This window comes from Eoetvoesiella caeni, from assembly GCF_003315175.1.
GTDB classification, from domain to species: domain Bacteria; phylum Pseudomonadota; class Gammaproteobacteria; order Burkholderiales; family Burkholderiaceae_B; genus Eoetvoesia; species Eoetvoesia caeni.
This window is the reverse complement of sequence record NZ_QNRQ01000002.1, coordinates 505309-523716: the sequence shown is the minus strand read 5'-3', so window position 1 is coordinate 523716 and position 18408 is coordinate 505309. Positions and strand designations below refer to the sequence as shown.

13 protein-coding genes and 2 pseudogenes are annotated in these 18408 nt (G+C 56.3%); 5 read left to right on the top strand and 10 right to left on the bottom strand.

Annotated features, from left to right (window positions below; genetic code table 11):
• Nucleotides 1–9 precede the first annotated feature (9 nt).
• The 5 genes from DFR37_RS22960 to DFR37_RS06095 all read right to left on the bottom strand — a co-directional run bounded on the left by DFR37_RS22960 (nt 10) and on the right by DFR37_RS06095 (nt 5104).
• Nucleotides 10–183: a hypothetical protein gene (locus DFR37_RS22960; RefSeq protein WP_170139838.1), complete on the bottom strand. Its 174-nt coding sequence runs from the start codon at nt 181–183 to the stop codon at nt 10–12.
• On the bottom strand, nt 180–1895 hold the full coding sequence (locus DFR37_RS06110) for an FAD-dependent monooxygenase (RefSeq protein WP_218951382.1): 1716 nt from the start codon (nt 1893–1895) through the stop codon (nt 180–182). Before DFR37_RS06110 ends, DFR37_RS22960 begins: the two co-directional genes overlap by 4 nt.
• 26 nt (nt 1896–1921) lie before the next feature.
• Nucleotides 1922–3079 (bottom strand): ABC transporter substrate-binding protein, encoded by a 1158-nt coding sequence (locus DFR37_RS06105; RefSeq protein ID WP_113932319.1) that lies wholly within the window; start codon nt 3077–3079, stop codon nt 1922–1924.
• A gap of 133 nt (nt 3080–3212) precedes the next feature.
• Nucleotides 3213–4712, bottom strand: a complete 1500-nt coding sequence (locus tag DFR37_RS06100) for an AMP nucleosidase (RefSeq protein ID WP_113932318.1) — start codon at nt 4710–4712, stop codon at nt 3213–3215.
• Between the two features lie 104 nt (nt 4713–4816).
• Nucleotides 4817–5104, bottom strand: coding sequence for a 4a-hydroxytetrahydrobiopterin dehydratase (locus tag DFR37_RS06095; RefSeq protein WP_113932317.1), 288 nt, complete (start codon nt 5102–5104; stop codon nt 4817–4819).
• Between the two features lie 284 nt (nt 5105–5388).
• Here DFR37_RS06095 and DFR37_RS06090 point away from each other — a divergent pair, with 284 nt between their 5' ends.
• Nucleotides 5389–7551, top strand: a complete 2163-nt coding sequence (locus tag DFR37_RS06090) for a malate synthase G (RefSeq protein WP_113932316.1) — start codon at nt 5389–5391, stop codon at nt 7549–7551.
• A 328-nt stretch (nt 7552–7879) separates the two neighbouring features.
• Nucleotides 7880–8176 (top strand): hypothetical protein, encoded by a 297-nt coding sequence (locus tag DFR37_RS22775; RefSeq protein WP_147251590.1) that lies wholly within the window; start codon nt 7880–7882, stop codon nt 8174–8176.
• Between the two features lie 11 nt (nt 8177–8187).
• On the opposite strand, the pseudogene DFR37_RS06085 reads toward DFR37_RS22775, so the two are convergent.
• From DFR37_RS06085 to DFR37_RS06065, 5 genes and pseudogenes are all read right to left on the bottom strand, one after another.
• Nucleotides 8188–9173, bottom strand: a pseudogene (locus tag DFR37_RS06085) (IS3 family transposase); the annotation flags it as partial.
• Between the two features lie 56 nt (nt 9174–9229).
• Nucleotides 9230–10690: an IS66 family transposase gene (tnpC, locus tag DFR37_RS06080; RefSeq protein WP_242341736.1), complete on the bottom strand. Its 1461-nt coding sequence runs from the start codon at nt 10688–10690 to the stop codon at nt 9230–9232.
• A 238-nt stretch (nt 10691–10928) separates the two neighbouring features.
• Nucleotides 10929–11282 (bottom strand): IS66 family insertion sequence element accessory protein TnpB, encoded by a 354-nt coding sequence (gene tnpB / locus DFR37_RS06075; protein WP_211317217.1) that lies wholly within the window; start codon nt 11280–11282, stop codon nt 10929–10931.
• On the bottom strand, nt 11258–11650 hold the full coding sequence (gene tnpA / locus DFR37_RS06070; protein WP_242341716.1) for an IS66-like element accessory protein TnpA: 393 nt from the start codon (nt 11648–11650) through the stop codon (nt 11258–11260). Before tnpA ends, tnpB begins: the two co-directional genes overlap by 25 nt.
• 85 nt (nt 11651–11735) lie before the next feature.
• Nucleotides 11736–11870 (bottom strand): annotated as a pseudogene (locus DFR37_RS06065) (transposase); the annotation flags it as partial.
• Nucleotides 11871–11886: 16 nt separating this feature from the next.
• Here DFR37_RS06065 and DFR37_RS06060 point away from each other — a divergent pair.
• From DFR37_RS06060 to DFR37_RS06045, 3 genes are all read left to right on the top strand, one after another.
• Nucleotides 11887–13893, top strand: a complete 2007-nt coding sequence (locus DFR37_RS06060) for a hypothetical protein (protein WP_113932314.1) — start codon at nt 11887–11889, stop codon at nt 13891–13893.
• A 429-nt stretch (nt 13894–14322) separates the two neighbouring features.
• Nucleotides 14323–16482 carry a GNAT family N-acetyltransferase gene (locus DFR37_RS06055; RefSeq protein WP_113932313.1) on the top strand — a complete coding sequence of 720 codons (2160 nt, stop codon included), beginning with the start codon at nt 14323–14325 and terminating at the stop codon, nt 16480–16482.
• Between the two features lie 778 nt (nt 16483–17260).
• Nucleotides 17261–18367, top strand: a complete 1107-nt coding sequence (locus DFR37_RS06045; protein WP_113932311.1) for a hypothetical protein — start codon at nt 17261–17263, stop codon at nt 18365–18367.
• The last annotated feature ends 41 nt before the right edge of the window (nt 18368–18408 follow it).

Genomic DNA, 18408 nt, shown 5'->3' with positions numbered 1-18408 from the left:
GAAAGCGAATCAGGCTTCTTGCGCGGCCCGCTTCACCATTGCCTTGAGCCGTTCCGCATCGTCTATTTCAAGCATGGCCAACAAGGCAAAGCGGCTAAGCAGCTTTGTCGCGCCCTCTTCCCCGGCCGCGCCCAGCGCATGGCATAGCTCGGTATATACCGCGTCCAGTTCCTGCTCGTTCATGCCTGCTCTCCCGTCATGCCCGATACCTCGTGCATGGCCTGCACAAGCGCCGGCCCCGAAAGCGAGCGCCAGCGTCCCAGCACATGGCCGTCGGGCCGCGCTACATACACGCCCCCATCCTGCGCGCCGTACAAGGCCGCCGCCGCGCCGTCGGCATCAATCAGATACTCTCCGCCCGCCTCGGGATCGATTCCGGGGCATACCGCCAGCGCGCGAATTTCAATGCCTTCATTGCGCAGGTTCGCAAGAGCCTGCGCAAGGTCGGCGCCAATGGCCGCCTTTGCGCCAAACTGCAGCAACAGATACTGGCCGGCCAGCACCAATTGCGTAATATGCACGCAAGACTGGCGGCCTTGCGCGTCGATACGGCGCAGCGCGGCGCTTTGCAGCACCGAACCGCGCCGGGGCCCGCTGGTAAACGACCGGTCGTCGTCCCGCATGGCCACCGCCCGCGAATCCGTATATGCAATGGCGCTGGTCTGGCGCGGATTGATCAAGGACCGAACCCCCGGTGTATCGTCCGCCAGGCTTAGGACCGCCTCGCGCATCATCTGGAACGCGAAGGTGGGCGGCGCCATGAATTCAGTACTTTTCATACCCTTTTGCAGGTTCTCATGAGCGGCGAACACGCGCTCGTCGGAATACGAATCAAGCAGCGGCTGCCGCGCCCCGCCCTTGATGACAGCGGCCAATTTCCAGGCCAAGTTGTCCACATCGTCGATAGCCGAATTGGCCCCCCGCACGCCGAAGATGGGCACCAGGTGCGCAGCATCGCCGGCAAAGAAAATTCGGCCGTGGCGATAGCTTTCCAGCGTCAGGGCGTTGGCCTTGTATAGCGTAATCCACAGCGGCGTCCACGCACCCGTCTGGCCTATCATTTCCAGATGGGCCTGCACGCGCGGCAATACGTTTTCCGGCTTGACGGCCTCGGATGGAACCTCGTCGTCGCGGATCTGGTAGTCGATGCGCCAGATGTTGTCCGGCTGCTTGTGCATCAGCAAGGTAGAGCCGGGGTTCGAAGGCGGGTCGAACCAGGCCAGCCTCTCGGTAGGCAGGCTGGATTCCAGTTCGATGTCGGCAATGATATAAACGCCTTCGTAGGCCGTTCCTTGAAGATGCAAGCCCAGCGCCTCGCGCACCGTGCTGCGGCCGCCGTCGCAGGCAACAAGCCAGTCGGCCCGCAACTGGTAACGCTCTTTGCCATGTTCGACGTCAAGCAATACCGAATCCTCGCCGGCCGAGATTTTATTCACACGGCTGGCCCAGCGTATTTCGACCATTTCCGGGCGCAGTTCAAGAGCCCGCACCAGATATTCTTCGACGTAGTACTGCTGGATATTGACCATGGGCGGCAGATGCTGGTTGGCATCGTGCGGCATGGAAAACCGCAGCACTTCTTGATTGCGAAAATAAGATCGCCCGCCCGTCCAGGGCAGGCCCTTTTCCAGGATGTCGCCGACCACACCCAGGCGTTCGAAAATTTCAAGGCTGCGCCGTGAAATACAAATGGCGCGGCTGCCGAAGCAGACTGTTTCGTCGGCTTCAAGCACAACCGAACGTATACCCTGAACAGCCAGGGCCAGGGCTGCCGTAAGACCCGCCACCCCGCCGCCGATGATCACGACGGGATGGTGGCCGGAATCCGCATCGCCTCGCGGCCTGTTTTGCCGCTTGACGAAGTCGAACGGATACGGCTTGAGGTCTGCCGACATAATGCCCTGCCTCTACAAACTAAATATCAATTAGGAATGTATTTCCACTTGCCGTCTTTCACTTCGACCAACACTTGGCTGCGGGCGTCCGCGCCGTTGTGGTCCTTGACGGACATGCTGTACACCCCTTCCGTCAACACCAGGTCCTTGATGTTTTCAAGCGCATCGCGCAAGGCCACCCGGAATTCGGCGGTACCCGGCTTGGCTTTCTTCAAGGCGACAGGTATGGCCTTTTCAAGCATCAGGCTTACATCCCATGCCTGGCCGCCGAACAAAGTGCGCGAGCCAGGGCCATACTTGGCTTCGACAGCCTTGACATACTTCATCGCGACCGGCTTGATGATATTGCTGTCGGGCAGTTGTTCGGCCACCAGCAAAGGCGATACCGTCATCAGCGTGCCTTCGATGGCCTTGCCGCCTATACGCAGATAGTCGTTGTTCGCGACCGCCTGGGTCTGATACTGAGTGCCTTTGTAACCACGGCTGCTAAGTTCGATCTGAGGCATGGCCGCAGGCGTACCGGCGGCGGCAATGAAAACCGCGTCGGGCTTGGCGGCAATAATCTTCAAGGCCTGAGACACAAACGACGTATCGGTGCCTCCAAAACGTTCGACGCTGACGATCTTTATGCCGGCCTTCGGCGCATATTTCGCGGCCTCATCGATAAACACTTGGCCGTATGCATTGTTCATACCAACGATAGACAGCGTTTTCTCGCCCTTTTTCTTCATGCTGTTGAAGATTTGATTCAACTGAATTTCTTCCGAGGGCGGCATTTTGAACACCCAGGTACGCACGCCTTCCTGCGGCAGCACGATGGCGCCGCCGCCCGACATGGAGATCATGGGCGTCTTGGTTTCGCCCGCCACCTGCATGGCCGCCAGCGCGGTAGGCGTTACCGATGGGCCAACCAGGATATCCACGTTGTGTTCGCTGGTAAGCTTGCGTGCCGCCAATGTGGCCTTCGTGGGGTCCGAAGCGTCGTCCAGGGTGGTGAGCTCCAGCTTTTGCCCGGCGATTTCCTTGGGCCATAGCGCTATGGTCTGGTTGGCGGGAATACCCAGCGATGCAGCCTGCCCCGTCAAAGAGACAATCACGCCTACCTTGATGTCGGCCTGTGCCGACCCCGCCCCGAATGCCGCGCACACGGCAAAGCCTACGACCAGCTTCTTAAGATTCCGCATCGACTGTCTCCTTGTTTTATTAAAAGCCAACTTGTTGAAGTTTTAACAATTGGTCTCGAAAAGTCTAGTTTTCGCGGATGAGCCTGTCAATGCATTTATTTTTAAGGGCTTCGGCGTCAGGCGCGGTGCTGAATCACTGAAACGCCGTCTCGATGAAGCTGCGCAATTTACGCGAATGCAGGCGTTCGGGCGGCATGTCGCGCAGGCGCTCCAGCGCCCTGATGCCGATATGCAGGTGCTGGCCAACTTGCTTGCGATAGAAGTCGCTGGCCATGCCGGGCAGCTTCAGTTCGCCATGCAGGGGCTTGTCGGACACGCACAGCAAAGTACCGTAGGGGACGCGAAAGCGGAAACCGTTGGCGGCGATGGTGGCGGATTCCATATCCAGGGCAATGGCGCGCGACTGCGACAAGCGCTGCACCGGCTCGTGATGATCGCGCAGTTCCCAGTTGCGGTTGTCGATGGTTGCCACCGTACCGGTACGCATAATGCGCTTGAGTTCCCAGCCTGAAAGGCCGGCGACCTCGGCCACGGCCTCTTCCAACGCCACCTGGATTTCCGCCAGCGGCGGCACCGGCACCCACAGGGGCAGGTCATCGTCCAGCACATGGTCCTGGCGCACATAGCCATGCGCCAGGACGTAGTCGCCCAGGCGCTGGGTGGTGCGCAACCCTGCGCAATGGCCCAGCATCAGCCATGCATTCGGGCGCAGCACGGCCACATGGTCCGTAATGGTCTTGGCGTTGGAAGGCCCAATGCCGATATTGATCAGGGTAATGCCGCTATGATTCTCGCGCACCAGGTGATAGGACGGCATCTGCGGCTGGCGGGTCGGCGCCGGCGCGCTGGGCTGGCTTACCGCGCCGCGCTCGGTCACGATATTGCCCGGCTCGATCAGAGCGGTATAGCCGCCTTCGCCCTTGGCCAGCGTATCGCGCGCCCATTGGCAGAACTCGTCGATATAGAACTGGTAGTTGGTGAACAGCACGAAGTTCTGGAAATGCCGGGGCGCGGTAGCCGTGTAATGTTGCAGGCGATGCAGCGAATAGTCGACCCGGGGCGCGGTAAAAGGCGCCAGCGGCTGCGGTTCGCCCGAGCGTCCGCGCCAGGTGCCATTCACAATGGCATCGTCGGTGACCGCCAGATCGGGCACGTCGAAATGATCGCGCAGCGCATCGCCCAGCGCGTCGGAATACTGTCCTTCAACATATTCGCCTTCGGTGAACGAAAAGTGCAAAGGAATGGGCAGGTCCGATTCGCCGATCTCCACCGCCACGCCGTGGTTCTTGATCAGCAGGCTGATCTGTTCGCGCAGGTAATCGGAATACAGCGTAGGCTGCGTCACGGTCGTCATGTACGTGCCCGGTTCGACCACATGGCCGTACGACAGGCGGCTGTCCACTTCCTGGTAGGTGTTTACCTTGATGCGTATTGCCGGATAGTAGGCGCGCGCCCGCTGGCCAGGCAAGAACCTGCCCGCGGCGTACTCGGCGAACGCGGCGCGAATGAACGCTGTGTTGCGTGCATAGATCTCTATCAGGCGGTCAACGGCCGCCTGGGCATCGCGATACCCCGTAAAGGGTATGAATTGGGGCAGGTCCGTTGGGCCGGCATAACCCGAGGATTCATGCATGAAAAACTCCGCTGCATAACAAGATACCCATAGTATATAGACCCAGTGTGACCGCGGAACGACGCGGAGCGGCAGCGAGGCGGCGGGCTTTGCGCGTTGCGCCGCTAGGCCAGCAGGTCCATGAAGGACGCCAGGGCAATGTCGCGCTCGGTCACGCCTTTGGCATCGTGGGTGGTCAGCGTAACGCTTACGCGGTTATACACATTGGTCCATTCCGGGTGATGGTCCAGCTTTTCGGCCTGCATGGCCACGCGCATCATGAAACCGAACGCCTCGCTGAAATTCTTGAAAATATAGGTCTTGTGGATGGCGTCGCGGGACTCTACCGCCGACCAGCCCTCCAGAAGCAGCAGCGCCGATGGCGCACCAATAAGTTTAAGCTGAGCTTTCATGATGCCTGCTCCTTTGTTGCAACGTGAACGATGGAAACACAGTGCAGCCGGTGGCGAATACCTGGTCGCACCAGATGTTGGCATACCGCAGATAATGAACTTTTAGTAGCAAGTCCTTGAACTTTGAAGACATTGAGTACTTCGGCGCTACAGTCCATACTAATAGTAAATGGCGACTATTGCCATATTATTACCCATTCGCCGTTCAGCTCGCTTACCCTCTTTTACTTGTTTCGCCGGTACCTGTCGGCGCAGATTCAGTTATTTTTACGCAAGGATCCACTATGTCACAACGAACCCAGCAACATGGGCTGCAAATCGCCACCGTCCTGCACGACTTCATCCAGAACGAAGCCTTGCCCGATACCGGGGTCGCCGCCGATAAATTCTGGGCTGGTTTTGCCAAAATCATCCATGACCTTGCTCCAAAAAACCGCGCCTTGCTGGCCGAGCGCGACCGTCTGCAGGCTGAAATCGACGCCTGGCACAAACAGAATCCAGGCAAGTTCAAAGATCTGCCGGCCTATCAGGAATTCCTGAAAAAAATCGGCTATCTGCAAGAAGCCCCCGCCAGCGCCACCATCAATACACAAAATATCGACGAAGAATTCACCAGCCAGGCCGGCCCGCAGCTGGTTGTGCCCATTACCAACGCACGCTATGCCCTGAACGCCGCCAATGCGCGCTGGGGCAGCCTGTACGACGCCCTGTACGGCACCGATGCCATCTCCGAAGAAGGCGGCGCCACCCGCGCCGGCGGCTACAACCCCGTGCGCGGCGGCAAAGTCATCGAATTCGCCCGCCGCTTCCTCGACCAAAGCGCCCCCCTGTCCAACGGTTCGCATGCCCACGCAGCACGCTACACCGTCGCCGACGGCAAGCTCAATGTCGAAATGCAAGACGGCTCGCATGCCGCCCTGGCGCAACCCGCCCTTTTCCTGGGCTACCGCGGCGACGCCTCGGCACCTGAAGCCCTGGTGTTCAAGCATAACGGCCTGCACTTCGAAGTCCAGATCGACAAAAACAGCCCTATCGGCCAGCAAGACGGCGCCGGCATCAAAGACGTCCTCATGGAAGCAGCCCTGACCACCATCATGGACTGCGAAGACTCCATTGCCGCCGTCGACGCCGAAGACAAAGTGCTGGCCTACCGCAACTGGCTGGGCTTGATGAACGGCACCCTCACCGAAGAAATGTCCAAGGGCGGCAAGACCTTTACGCGCAAGCTCAACCCCGACCGCAGCTACACCGACCTGCAAGGCAAAACCCAAACCCTGGCCGCGCGCTCGCTCATGCTGATCCGCAACGTCGGCCACCTCATGACCAACCCGGCCATCCTGGACCAGGACGGCAACGAAGTGCCCGAAGGCATCATGGACGCCGTCGTCACCTCGCTGATCGCCATGAACGACCTTAAACTGCGCGGCAACTCGCGCGCCGGCTCCATCTACATCGTCAAACCCAAAATGCACGGCCCCGCCGAAGTCGCCTTCGCCGGCGAACTCTTCGGCCGCGTCGAAAACCTGCTGGGCATAGAGCCCAACACCATCAAAATGGGCATCATGGACGAAGAGCGCCGCACCAGCGTCAACCTCAAGGCCTGCATCGCCCAAGCCACCGCTCGCGTCGCCTTCATCAACACCGGCTTCCTGGACCGCACCGGCGACGAAATGCACACTTCCATGGAAGCGGGCCCCATGGTGCGCAAAGGCGATATGAAGCGCAGCGTCTGGATCGACGCCTACGAACGCAACAACGTCCAAGTCGGCCTCGAATGCGGCCTGCGCGGGCGCGCCCAGATCGGCAAAGGCATGTGGGCCATGCCCGACCTCATGGCCGACATGCTCGTCCAAAAAATCGGCCACCTCAAGGCCGGCGGCAACACCGCCTGGGTGCCGTCCCCCACAGCCGCCACCCTGCACGCCCTGCATTACCACCAGGTCGACGTCCAGGAAATCCAGCACGGCATGGAAGGCAAATCCGAGCCCCTGCTCGAAAAAATCCTCACCATCCCCGTCTCGCCCACCACCGACTGGTCGGCCGAAGAAATCCAGCAAGAACTCGACAACAACTCCCAAGGCATCCTGGGCTACGTCGTACGCTGGATCGACCAAGGCATAGGCTGCTCCAAAGTCCCCGACATCCACGACGTCGGCCTAATGGAAGACCGCGCCACCCTGCGCATCTCCAGCCAGCACATGGCCAACTGGCTGCACCACGGCATCACCACCAAGGAACAAATCCTTGAAACCATGAAGCGCATGGCCGCCGTCGTCGACGGCCAAAACAAGGGCGACCCCCTCTACCGCCCCATGGCCCCCAACTTCGACGATTCCGTAGCCTTCAAAGCTGCCTGCGACCTGGTTTTCAAGGGCCTGGAACAGCCCAATGGCTACACGGAGCCGCTACTGCATCACTGGCGTCAGGTGGCTAAGGCTCGGGGCTAGGCTGCGCGTTGATAGCAAAATAGTTCCAAGCCGGAACAAGCGATGTAAAAGAGCATCCCTGCAAAGGCTGCTCTTTTGCTTGCGCTCGATAAACGGAGCGGATCACGACATGTGTTGCTGGATGCGTTAGAGTGCAGCTTGTGATCGCCGCTTTCGGCCAGGAGCGGACATAAACCAATGACCAACCGGTGCTGCATGAGAAGTGATCCCGAGCGTTAGTGCCCACATCTGCGTCAGAGTAAACATTTTTCAATGTTGAATAAATATTGCGGACGGATAGCAGATGCTATGCTCCTTGCACACTACTCTTCCACAAAAAAATCGCTCAATGAAAAATTTTTCATGGCCAGCATATCCGTCTTCAGAGACCGACTTCGAGCAGCTAATGGCTGCTGCTGACAAAGCGTTAGCAGCAGAAGGCCTAAAGCCTTTTCAAAGGCCTCTTCACACCGGACGACTATTTTGGGAAGCTTTTGGCTGGGAAGGCCGCATGACCCCACCTGACGAATTGGCGGATCTATCAGGTTACCAAGGCGATATCTTGATGGCCAAAGCACATCGCTGGTATACGGAAAATCTTGGAAATCGGTTGAAAAGCCATTTCGAACTAGGTTATGTACGGTAATCCCCCCTTTTTTAGCAGTAAGCGGCGGTAGAATCGGTTAAATATTTACTGGCTAGTTTTTGTTTCGGGGTGATGCCGCCCAGAGCCATGTTCGGCCGCTCGTTGTTGTAGGTCCAGAGCCAGGCGGTGGCGCCGCGCTGAACTTCGTCTAGACTGGCGAACAGGTTTTGGGCGAGCCAATCATAACGCACGGTGCGGTTATAGCGTTCGACGTAGGCGTTTTGCTGCGGATTGCCGGGCTGGGTATGTATAAGCGTAATGCGTCGCTTGGCGGCCCATTCGAGCATCGTTTTGCCGATGTATTCGGGGCCATTGTCGCAGCGTAGGCAGTGGGGCTTACCACGCCACTCAATGATCTGGTCTAAGGCCCGCGTCACGCGTTCCGCCGGCAGCGAGAAGTCCACCTCGATCCCTAACCCCTCGCGGTTAAAATCATCAACGACATTGAATAACCGAATGCTGCGGCCATCAGCCAACTGATCATGCATAAAGTCCATGGACCAGATTTGATTGATATCGGTGGCGGTGCCCAACGGGTCTGGCCGCTCGCGCACAAGACGTTTCTTGGGCTTGATACGCAGGTTCAGCTCCAGTTCGCGATAGATCCGATATACTTTTTTATGGTTCCACGTAAAGCCCTTGATGTTGCGCAAATACAGGAAGCATAAGCCAAATCCCCAGTTGCGTTGGGCCGCAGTTAAGCGGATTAACCAGTCAGCAATCACGTCATCTTCCTTGGCGTGTTTCGCCTGATAATGGTAAGCGCTTTGACTGATACCAAACGCTTGGCAAGCCAGGCGGATGCTGGACTTAAAGTGCTCAATGGCACACCGCGCCATCTCTTTGCGTCGAGATGGCGCTACCACTTTTTTCGTAGCGCTTCTTGCACCATTTCCGCCTTCAGGCGCTCTTCGGCGTACATCTTCTTCAAGCGGGTATTCTCCGCTTCCAGCTCCTTCAGGCGTGCCATCATTGAGGTGTCCATGCCGCCGTACTTGGGTAAGCGTCCGGCCATCCCATATTGACACGCCCGCATAAAGCGGGCGTTGTTGTTTAGTGTGCAGTCGTCGGCTGCCATTTATGCGGCAGGAGTTCGTCGATATGGCTAGCCGGCTGCGTGGGCAGTCGCGTAAGTACGTCTTTAAAGTAGAGGTACGGATCATGGCCGTTAAGCTTGGCCGACTGGATCAAGGTCATGACGGCGGCGGCCCGCTTTCCAGCGCGCAGCGAACCGGCGAACAACCAATTATTTCGACCAATGGCAATGGGCCGGATCTGGTTCTCGATCCAGTTATTGTCGATCGGCAACTGCCCATCATCCAGGTAACGTGTTAGCGCCACCCAGCGTTTCAGGCTGTAGTCCAAGGCTTTGGCCGTCGCCGAACCATCCGGCACGCGTTCTCGCTGAGCCAGCATCCAGGCATGTAAGGCATCGGCCACAGGCTTGGCCTGCTCGCGTCGTCTTCGCTTTCGCTCTTCGGTGGTCAGGTCTTTCAGCTGACGTTCGATTTCATAGAGCTGGCCGATATATTGGAGGGCTTGTTCAGCAAGCTGGCTCTTGGCCGCTACGTGCAAGTCGAAGAACTTGCGCCGGGCGTGCGCCATGCAACCAATCTCAGTAATGCCTTGCGTAAAGCACGCTTTGTAGCCCACGTAGTCATCGCACAGCAGACTGCCTTGCCAATCGCCCAGGAAGTTGCGGGCATGTTCACCCGCCCGGCCTTCGGTAAAGTCGTAGACCACTGCGCGCAGGTCTTCGAAGGCCCCTGGCGCATAGGCCCACAGGTACGCCCGATGAGTTTTCTTCGTTCCGGGCTTGAGCATCTGCACGGGCGTTTCATCGGCATGCACGACGCGGTGCGCGAGGATCGCTTGGCGAAGCGCATCGGCCAGCGGCTGCAACTGCACGCCGCACACGCCCACCCATTCGGCCATCGTGGAGCGCGCAAGCTTCATGCCGGCGCGCTCGAAGATTTTCTCCTGACGGTAGAGCGGCAGATGATCCGCGTATTTGGCCACCAGCACTTGCGCGAGCAGACCGGTTGAAGCCATGCCCTTATCAATGACGTGGGCGGGGACCGGCGCCTGGATCAGCGTCTGACACTTCTTGCAGGCCCATTTGCCACGGATATGGCGCTCCACCGTGAACAAGCCCGGCGAGTAGTCGAGCTTTTCAGAGACGTCTTCGCCGATGCGCTGCAGCTGACAACCACATTGGCACGTTGTACTGTCGGGTTCGTGACGATGTTCAACACGCGGCAGGTGCTCGGGCAGTGCGGCGCGCTTGGGCTGCTGCACTGGTCGGGCGGCCGGTTTGCCGCGTAGAAGATCAAGTTCGGCTTCAATGGCTGCGATATCTGCGCAGACCGTGTCCTCCAACAGGCTGCCTTGAACACCCGAGAGCTGCTCACCCTTTTTACCGAACTGGTAGCGGCGCAGATTGGCAATCTCGTGAGTAAGCTGCGCGATCTTGGCGTCTTTGAAGCGGATGTCGTCGCGGTGGGTAGCGAGCATCTGTTCCCGGCGCACCAGGATCTGGCGTGTTTGTTCCAACTCCTGTTCGTGGTGCAACAACTGCTCTGCCGTTTTAGCCAGCGTCTGCTCCTTCTCGCCCAGCTCAGCCATCAGGCCACGGACCTTCTCGCGCAAGGCGTGCGCGTCCAGATCGTCGAGGTTTTGGGCAGAAGCAATCATAGCCACCAGTGTGCCATGACCTGCCAGGCGTACGCTATTGGCGGATGCCCCGATTGCATTACAAGACGTCGATGATCCCGCCCGGGCCGATGCGCTGCCATGGCAGGCCAATGACCAGCGCCTGCAGTTGTTCATCGGTCAGTGGGACGTCAGGCGTACCGAGCCGTGGCCAGGTAAAGCCGCCCTTGTTAAGCCGCCGGGCCGCCAGCCATATACCGATGCCGTCGTGCACCAGCACCTTTATGCGGTTGGTCCGACGGTTCGCGAAGAGATAAGCATGGTGCGGCTGCGCCGCACCGAAGCCCTTGACCACTCGCGCCAGGGCCGTCTCGGTGCCGGCGCGCATGTCCATCGGTTCAACCGCTAGCCATATTTGATCGATGCGAATCATCGCATCACGGCGCGTAGCCACGTTGCACACTGTTCGGATTGTGCCATGGGCCAGTGTACTGTGGCCTTCAAGCCGTTGTGCTCGAACTCAATCGCGATGTCTTCACGGGGTATGGGCTTGATCTGTGCCGCTTCAGATCGTGCGAGCTGCAGCGGTATGAACTGTGCCGCCACATCCCGTCGCGGCGCATGGCCGATCGCTGTCTCATGATGCCCGAGCCGTTCATGCTCGGTGATCCAGCGGCGTAGCAAATTCGGATTGATGCCATGTTCCATGGCAATCGCCGCCACCGACACACCCGTCTGCTGGCAACTTAGAACTAATTCGGCTTTAAATTCGGGGCTGTGCATGCGCCGACGTCGGCGCCCAGCGTGTTCGATCTGCTTCATAGCGTACATGTGTCCACCTCGTTAATGGACACGTATGCTCTTACGAACAAGACTCGGGCTCAAGATGTGTTGGCCGGACGCTTACGTACTTGGCGCGCCACTTGTAGAACGAGGCGCTGCTCATGCCGTGTTCGCGGCATAGCTCCGGCACCGGCGTGCCGGCTTCAGCTTGCTTGAGAATGGCCATGATCTGGCTGTCGGTGAATCGGGATTGCTTCATTGCGAATTTCCTTGTTATGGAAATTCTACCTTCGATCACCGCGGATTTGAGGGGGGATTACCCAGTGATGACAACGATGGATAACAATTTCCCTTTAAAGTTTGGTGATACAGAGCAGTATGAGCTAAGCGAAGCAGCCTTCCAACATATTCTGTGGGGTGATACAGTAATCCGCCCGGTCAGTACACTAGGAGGACGTATCCAAGAGACCGTCCTTTCTGGTGGATTGCACACTTATGAAGGTTGGAAAAAATTTGTAGCTCTTCATCATAATGTCGTACACCTGTTGCAGTTCCAGGCCGGCGTTCACGACGCTTGGTACTTCGCTCGGGAATTGCAGAATGGGGTCATAACGCTAAAGATCCCGAGACGACTCTTCACTGGGAATGCTGCGAGCATCACACGGCAGCCCGACAACTACTACAAGTCTGGTTATCTCTGGAAAACACTTTTCCCGACGATCTACAAGGAAACTGAAATTCTCAGGATCATCCAAGAGGCCCTGTCGAACATTGATCGGGAAGACTCACGTCCTCCGACGGATGAACAGCCGGCCGGTGTCTTTTACGGCTACGCAGCAGTTGATGACCCCATAACCGCAATCAAAATTCGCATCCAGGTCCGCGGCAACCAGATACTGTCCGCCTTTCCTGCTTGGGAGCAGCCGTCCTCCGGCAACAACGGTAAGCCGTATTCACACGCGCAATCAATAGGGTTTCAAATGGCCGAGTCAACGCTTGACTACGACAAGTTTTTTTCGGCCTATGGACCTGTATTTCCGAATAATTCTTTCAAATTTCCTGTGCTCTTAGAACAGACTCCCGAGTTCATCAAGAGTCGCCAGCTCAAGAGCCGGGGTCAGCGCGGAAGCTCCGCCCGGGCCGCTCGACTGAAAGTTCTTCGCAAGTATGCAGGGAAGGCGTCCCCCTTAGATTTGGACAAGATTGATGTGTATCTTGCTAACTATACGTGCGCGAAGGATCCGTTTGGTGTCCAGCGAGGCATCTACGAGCACTACCTAGCATTTATCGACAAATCTTTAGCCGCTTTCAATTCCGCACAGGTCATGGAAAACGTTGCGGAGTGTCTATGGGTGCTTGCTTTCTGCGACAACAGGTTCAAGACAAGGAGAGCTGTTGTCGCCATAGTGCGCTTTTTAAGGATGGCAATCGTGCATGCCGGCGGCCTTAACACCCTCATGTTCAAACGCTTGCTAGGCAAGATGGTTTCCATAGCTCTATCTCATCATGACGCCTCAGCGTTGAAGGATGTTCTCGCGGCCCTTGCTACATCTCCGTCCCGCGCCGCACTGTACACGGAGTTTGATCTCAATCCCTTCGTGAAGACGAACGATACGGAAGGGTTGATGATCATCGGCCGCCCGGCTATCGAGATAGACCTGACGACAGAACACCTATTGGAATTCATTGCCTTCAATTTTGGCGAGAACTACTTAACTTACTTTAGCAAGGCACAGCGACTTGCTATGGCGCGGGGGATCATCAATGCACCAAATCTGCATAGGTTGGCTGAGGACGTGATGTCGCAGTTTGCTGGCAGTGACTTCGACTTCTTCATGCCAGATAAGCTGAATTTGTCGCAACTGACAATGCGAACACTACCAAACGAAGACGACTTGCTCACGATCACCCGCGATCACGGGCGAATGATGATTATGTTGAGACAGCGGATCGTGCTTGAGGATCCGGCTGCGTATGCCACAGAGCCGGACTTCTCACAGGCTGGGACGCGGGCGCACTTCGAGCTCATGCGACAGAAGCACAAGCATTACCTTGTCAGAATTAAGCACGAAGCGATGCTCAATAGCGTCAAGCACTTTGCCGACACAGTTGGCTACGGGCAATTAAGCAATGCTTGCCAAGCGGCCATTGATCGGCTCCCTCACGAGAGAATCCCACTGCCCAAGTCGATTCCTGATTACATAGACAGTTGGCGCAACAAGGCTAGTGTTGATGACGTTGATCTCAACCAGCAGATTGAACAGTGCTTTGGTACAAACTAGTAAGTCGTAAGTCGCTCCAGAAAAATAGACTTGGGTTCACCAACTTCGCATGTCTGGACTGGGATGAGGCTTTTCTTGGCAACGGGCGTGCTCGTAAGCTGCTCGTTATCTATGACAGTATCCGGCCGAGCCTGTGTGAAAACGCAGAAATAAATCGTGCTTGTAAAAATTGACGCACCAGAACACTCGGCATTGAGTTTTCTCGCTCTCAGGAATGGTCAGAGCACCCTTGGAAATAAGGTATAGCCGCGTTTTCACACAGCCTCGGCCAAGAGCAGACTTTCAAAGCAGCGGTATGGCTGACGGCTTTAGGCTGGTCACTACCAACGAATGTACCAAAGCAGTTATCGATTACTGTCACGAGTCGTGACCTAGCAGTAACTTTGACCCTGCTGGTGTAACATTTATGAAAAACTACCAGGCAGAGTCATGGCAATAAACGCGGGCATGATTAAGGCACTCACAGAGCCAAGTACCGTCTCGGAATTCTTAGGCGCGGTGGCGCAGGCTGCAGACAGCGACCGAGATGCCCTTGGTTTCTTTCCTCGCAGCGTTTATGGAGACTTCTGCCGCAAGGGGCAATTGTTTGTAGCACGGGAATCAGGCAGCGATGGCGGGGTCTATGCAGGTCACTTGTTGTTCGACCTTCGGTTTCCCAAGGCGCATGTGCGACAAATTTATGTGCCCAAGACGCATCGAGGGCGAAAAATTGGACAGAAGCTGCTGACCGCACTAAAGAGCATGCTGACTGATGGTCAGTTTATTTCAATTCATGCACGTGTCGCTGAAGACCTGAGAGATGCCAACAAGTTCTGGGAGGCACAGGGGTTTTATGCCCAGCGGGTCGAAGTTGGAGGGGGCAGTCGCAATCGTATAATCGTTGTTCGTGCTCATGAACTTGACACTCCCCAGCTCTTTGCTTCCAGCGGGATCAGCGCCGCTGATCCACTCGGATTGGATGCCGTGGAGGGAGGGGGTAAACCACTCTACCTGTTGGATTTGAACGTGTTCTTTGACCTGGGGCCTCGTCGACCCCGACACGAACTGGCCATGAGCGTCTTTAGAGCTGAGAGAATGCAGGCCTGCTCATTGGCCGTCAGCAGCGAGATAGAGACGGAGCTGAACCGCACAGCCCATGACGGTAAGACTGACCCAATGCTCTCTTTCGTGGGAACTCTTGCAAAATTTTCTCGGCCGCCAGCAGAAGAGTGGGCGCGACTAATGCCAATGCTTGCCACATTAGTGTTCTCCGAGCGCTACGCTTCGGGTTCACTATCAGATAACGACAGGTCTGATCTGATGCATCTTGCAACCGCAATTTATCACGGTCTTTCAGGTCTGATCACCAGCGACATACGAATTCTGGATCGTGCACCTGAGCTCAGACAGCAATTTAGTGTGGACGCCATATCGCCAGAGTTATTTCAAGCAGAGCCAGCTCACACAGTGGACCCAGTAGTTCACGAAATGCATAGTACCGATATCATTGAAGTACAAGTAGCATCAAGTACTCATACTGCAGAAATTCGGAGGTTGCTAACCACCCTATGCATCGACAACGCAACCCAAGTCCATCAGTGGGCTGCAACTGATTCAGGTAGCTCGGCTTGCGTGCGGCATGTGGCGCTCCTTAACGGCGTGGTTGCTGGCTATATTGTATTGCCTGCAAAAATCCGAGGCAACGAAATTCGCGCCCATGTGGCCGTCGACGAGCTGCAGGAAAGTGTTCATGAAATCGCGCAGTCCTTGCTTCTGCACGTCCTGAGCGTCGTAGGGCCCGGCGAGGTCGGCCGTATCCGATTGAGTTGCCCACCGCGCCAAGCATCTCTCCGGGAAGTCGCTGCCACGTTTGGCTATGTGGCATCGACATCAATGTCAAACGACCTACAGAAGATCGTCGCCAAGGGTCGTTTTACTGAACGAAATTGGGCGGCTACCCGCGACTCACTGGCGGCTGTCGGTAAACTCGGCTTACCCGACACCCCTCCCGCGTTCCGACATATCGATCAGCAAGTTTCAGTTATCCGACCGGATAGCCAAAAGGTCTTAGTCTCCATTTTCAAGTTGGAGTCCCTGCTGGCCCCAATGCTCTTATGTCTGCCAGGGAGAGAGGGCGTCATGGTTCCAATTCGCAAGCACTTTGAAGAGCACCTCTTGGCGGACTCACCTCAAGACACCTTTCTCCCTCGGGGAAAGGCCCAACTAGCTCCTTTACGCCATTACTTAAGTGACAAGAAAACAATGAAGAACTTCGCTCGGGGTGATCTGTTGTTCTTCTATGAGTCAGGGAAGAACAAAGGTGCAGGTGCTGTTATTGCGGTTGGGCGCGTACTGCGAGCCTACCTTCGTGATGAGTCTGCCATGCAGGCTGGCGACTTAGCTCCTTCAGTGCTGGACCGCAGCCAACTTTCAAGCATTGGGGTTTCGAAAACAAAGACCATCACTGTTTTTGACAATATACTGCGCTTGCCAAGACCTGTTCCGCTTCATGAACTTAGAAGCATAGGATGCGGCGAAGCTCATCAACTTATTACCAGCCAACGACTGTCTTCCGAGCAGGTTCAGGCAATTTTAGACAAAGGTCTTTGATGCAACTAACTCAGCATGTGCTCATTTCACTTGACGAGCGCCATGCAGCCAATATCCTCGCAGGTACTAAGCTAGTAGAGCTCAGACGCAGAACCATGCATGTTGAGCCTGGGTCTATCATTTGGTTCTATGTAAAAAAACCTATTGGAGCAGTGATTGGCTTTGCGACAGTGGGGACGACATACTCGGGCGCGCCGAGTACCATGTGGCGAAAGTACGGGTCTGTCTCAGGCCTCAGTAAGTCCGACTTCATGAGCTACTTTGACGGGGCAGGTGTAGCGTCGGCTATGGCTCTATCTTGCCCAAAGAAATTGAAGAAACCCGTCACGCTTGATGCCCTCCGGGCGGCAATGCCTGGTTTCCATCCACCGCAGTTTTATTGTCGACTTAAAACGGACTTATTTATCAAGCTGCATCTTTCAATGGAGCAATAACATGCGGAGGCATTCGATCAAAGATCTTAAATGATTAGAATGCCGCGATACGACCCGTTCCTGCCACAGGAGTTCCGGCCGACCTGCCGTATCCGCACGATTAAGCGTAGACGGATCTGCGGGTCCATCTACTAACAAGTTAGATGCTTTCTCAACCACAGGGATAGGCACATGAATAATGTTGCAGAAAATGCAGTGAAGAGAAGCAGCTATTTGGCGATGTCAGCGTCGATTTTCGCGCAGGCAGTCGTCGAGGCTCCATCTAAAAGGGTTGCGTGCAATCACTCCGATACAACGCTTAACTTATCTACTTTTCCGAAAATCAGTTAATGGACACTAGGAGAATGGAACCTGAAACCTACATTCGCGCGCTAAATACCCATCTCACCTACTTGTTCGCCTTTGCGTGCAAGATCAATGAAGTCGACACGTTCGCAGCATTATTTCTTGAGTCCCGTGGTGCGCAAGATGCCGGTTGGAACACTGTCGCCACAGCGTCTGAGGTTTTCAGCGAACTGAAGGCGCTAGGATCAAAGAGCTCACCACTGACCCGGACCGAAGTTCGTCAGATGCTCTGCCTTTACGCTCAGCTCGCAGAAGCCGGTGGCGTCTACGAAGGGCTGTTAAATACCATGCAGGTTGCCCAATTGAAACCCTACAACCTATGGCCATTTCAAGATCTCGTCCGAGTTCGCCAAAGCCCCCGAGCCGTAGTTGGTCCTAATGCCAACGCGATGTTCCGGCGCCTAGCGGAAGTCGCGTTCGCAATCGGAATGACCGGCCTAGCAAGACTGCTGGAGATCGCTTTCCGGGATGACATCCGAAACGCCATAGCACATGCCGACTACATACTAGTCCCCGAAGGACTGCGGTTGCGGCGAAGAAACGGCGGTCAATCGACGCTCGTGTCTAACGCCGAAATGGTGAATGCTGTACAAGTTTCACTATTCTTCTTCGAACTCCTCCATGCTTTTCGCCAGGCAACCGCAGAGTCCTTCCGCCCTGCCCGGATTATCGTAGGCCGATTCAGCGCGAACCCACCTATGCCTTACAAACTGGAACTGAAAGACGATGGGAGTCTCTCTCTTTCAACCGACGCGCCCGGCCTACAAGTCGATGCCGCCTACGAGCGGCAGAGACGGATTAATGACCGTCTGGGTGGACAGATGGTGGCCGCTTATATCAGCCCCGGAATAGATCTTCCACCTGCTCTCTTGCCAGAAATTTCCACGATGGGCTTTGAAGTTTTGATAATCGGCTTCGAAAATGAAACGGAGTTTGCCGCCCTTATTGCCGAGGTGACAGAACACGGGCTGTGGGACGCTGCACCCATCGCAGAAAGCGCCAACCACACACTGCTTATGGTCACCCCCCTTGGATTTAGAAAGGTTTCCACCGGGGCCGAGTTCAAAGCTTGGCTGCCCGTCGTTGATGAAGTTCACATCATCTGATCCGCTCCGCTCTCCATCCTGGACGATCTGGAATCTCGGCG

Excerpts from the sequence above, each read along its gene's own strand:
- DFR37_RS22960 (WP_170139838.1), bottom strand. The coding sequence starts at position 183 with ATGAACGAGCAGGAACTGGACGCGGTATATACCGAGCTATGCCATGCG.
- DFR37_RS06110 (WP_218951382.1), bottom strand. The coding sequence starts at position 1,895 with ATGTCGGCAGACCTCAAGCCGTATCCGTTCGACTTCGTCAAGCGGCAA.
- DFR37_RS06105 (WP_113932319.1), bottom strand. The coding sequence starts at position 3,079 with ATGCGGAATCTTAAGAAGCTGGTCGTAGGCTTTGCCGTGTGCGCGGCA.
- DFR37_RS06100 (WP_113932318.1), bottom strand. The coding sequence starts at position 4,712 with ATGCATGAATCCTCGGGTTATGCCGGCCCAACGGACCTGCCCCAATTC.
- DFR37_RS06095 (WP_113932317.1), bottom strand. The coding sequence starts at position 5,104 with ATGAAAGCTCAGCTTAAACTTATTGGTGCGCCATCGGCGCTGCTGCTT.
- DFR37_RS06090 (WP_113932316.1), top strand. The coding sequence starts at position 5,389 with ATGTCACAACGAACCCAGCAACATGGGCTGCAAATCGCCACCGTCCTG.
- DFR37_RS22775 (WP_147251590.1), top strand. The coding sequence starts at position 7,880 with ATGAAAAATTTTTCATGGCCAGCATATCCGTCTTCAGAGACCGACTTC.
- tnpC (WP_242341736.1), bottom strand. The coding sequence starts at position 10,690 with ATGCTCGCTACCCACCGCGACGACATCCGCTTCAAAGACGCCAAGATC.
- tnpA (WP_242341716.1), bottom strand. The coding sequence starts at position 11,650 with ATGAAGCAGATCGAACACGCTGGGCGCCGACGTCGGCGCATGCACAGC.
- DFR37_RS06060 (WP_113932314.1), top strand. The coding sequence starts at position 11,887 with ATGGAAATTCTACCTTCGATCACCGCGGATTTGAGGGGGGATTACCCA.
- DFR37_RS06055 (WP_113932313.1), top strand. The coding sequence starts at position 14,323 with ATGGCAATAAACGCGGGCATGATTAAGGCACTCACAGAGCCAAGTACC.
- DFR37_RS06045 (WP_113932311.1), top strand. The coding sequence starts at position 17,261 with ATGGAACCTGAAACCTACATTCGCGCGCTAAATACCCATCTCACCTAC.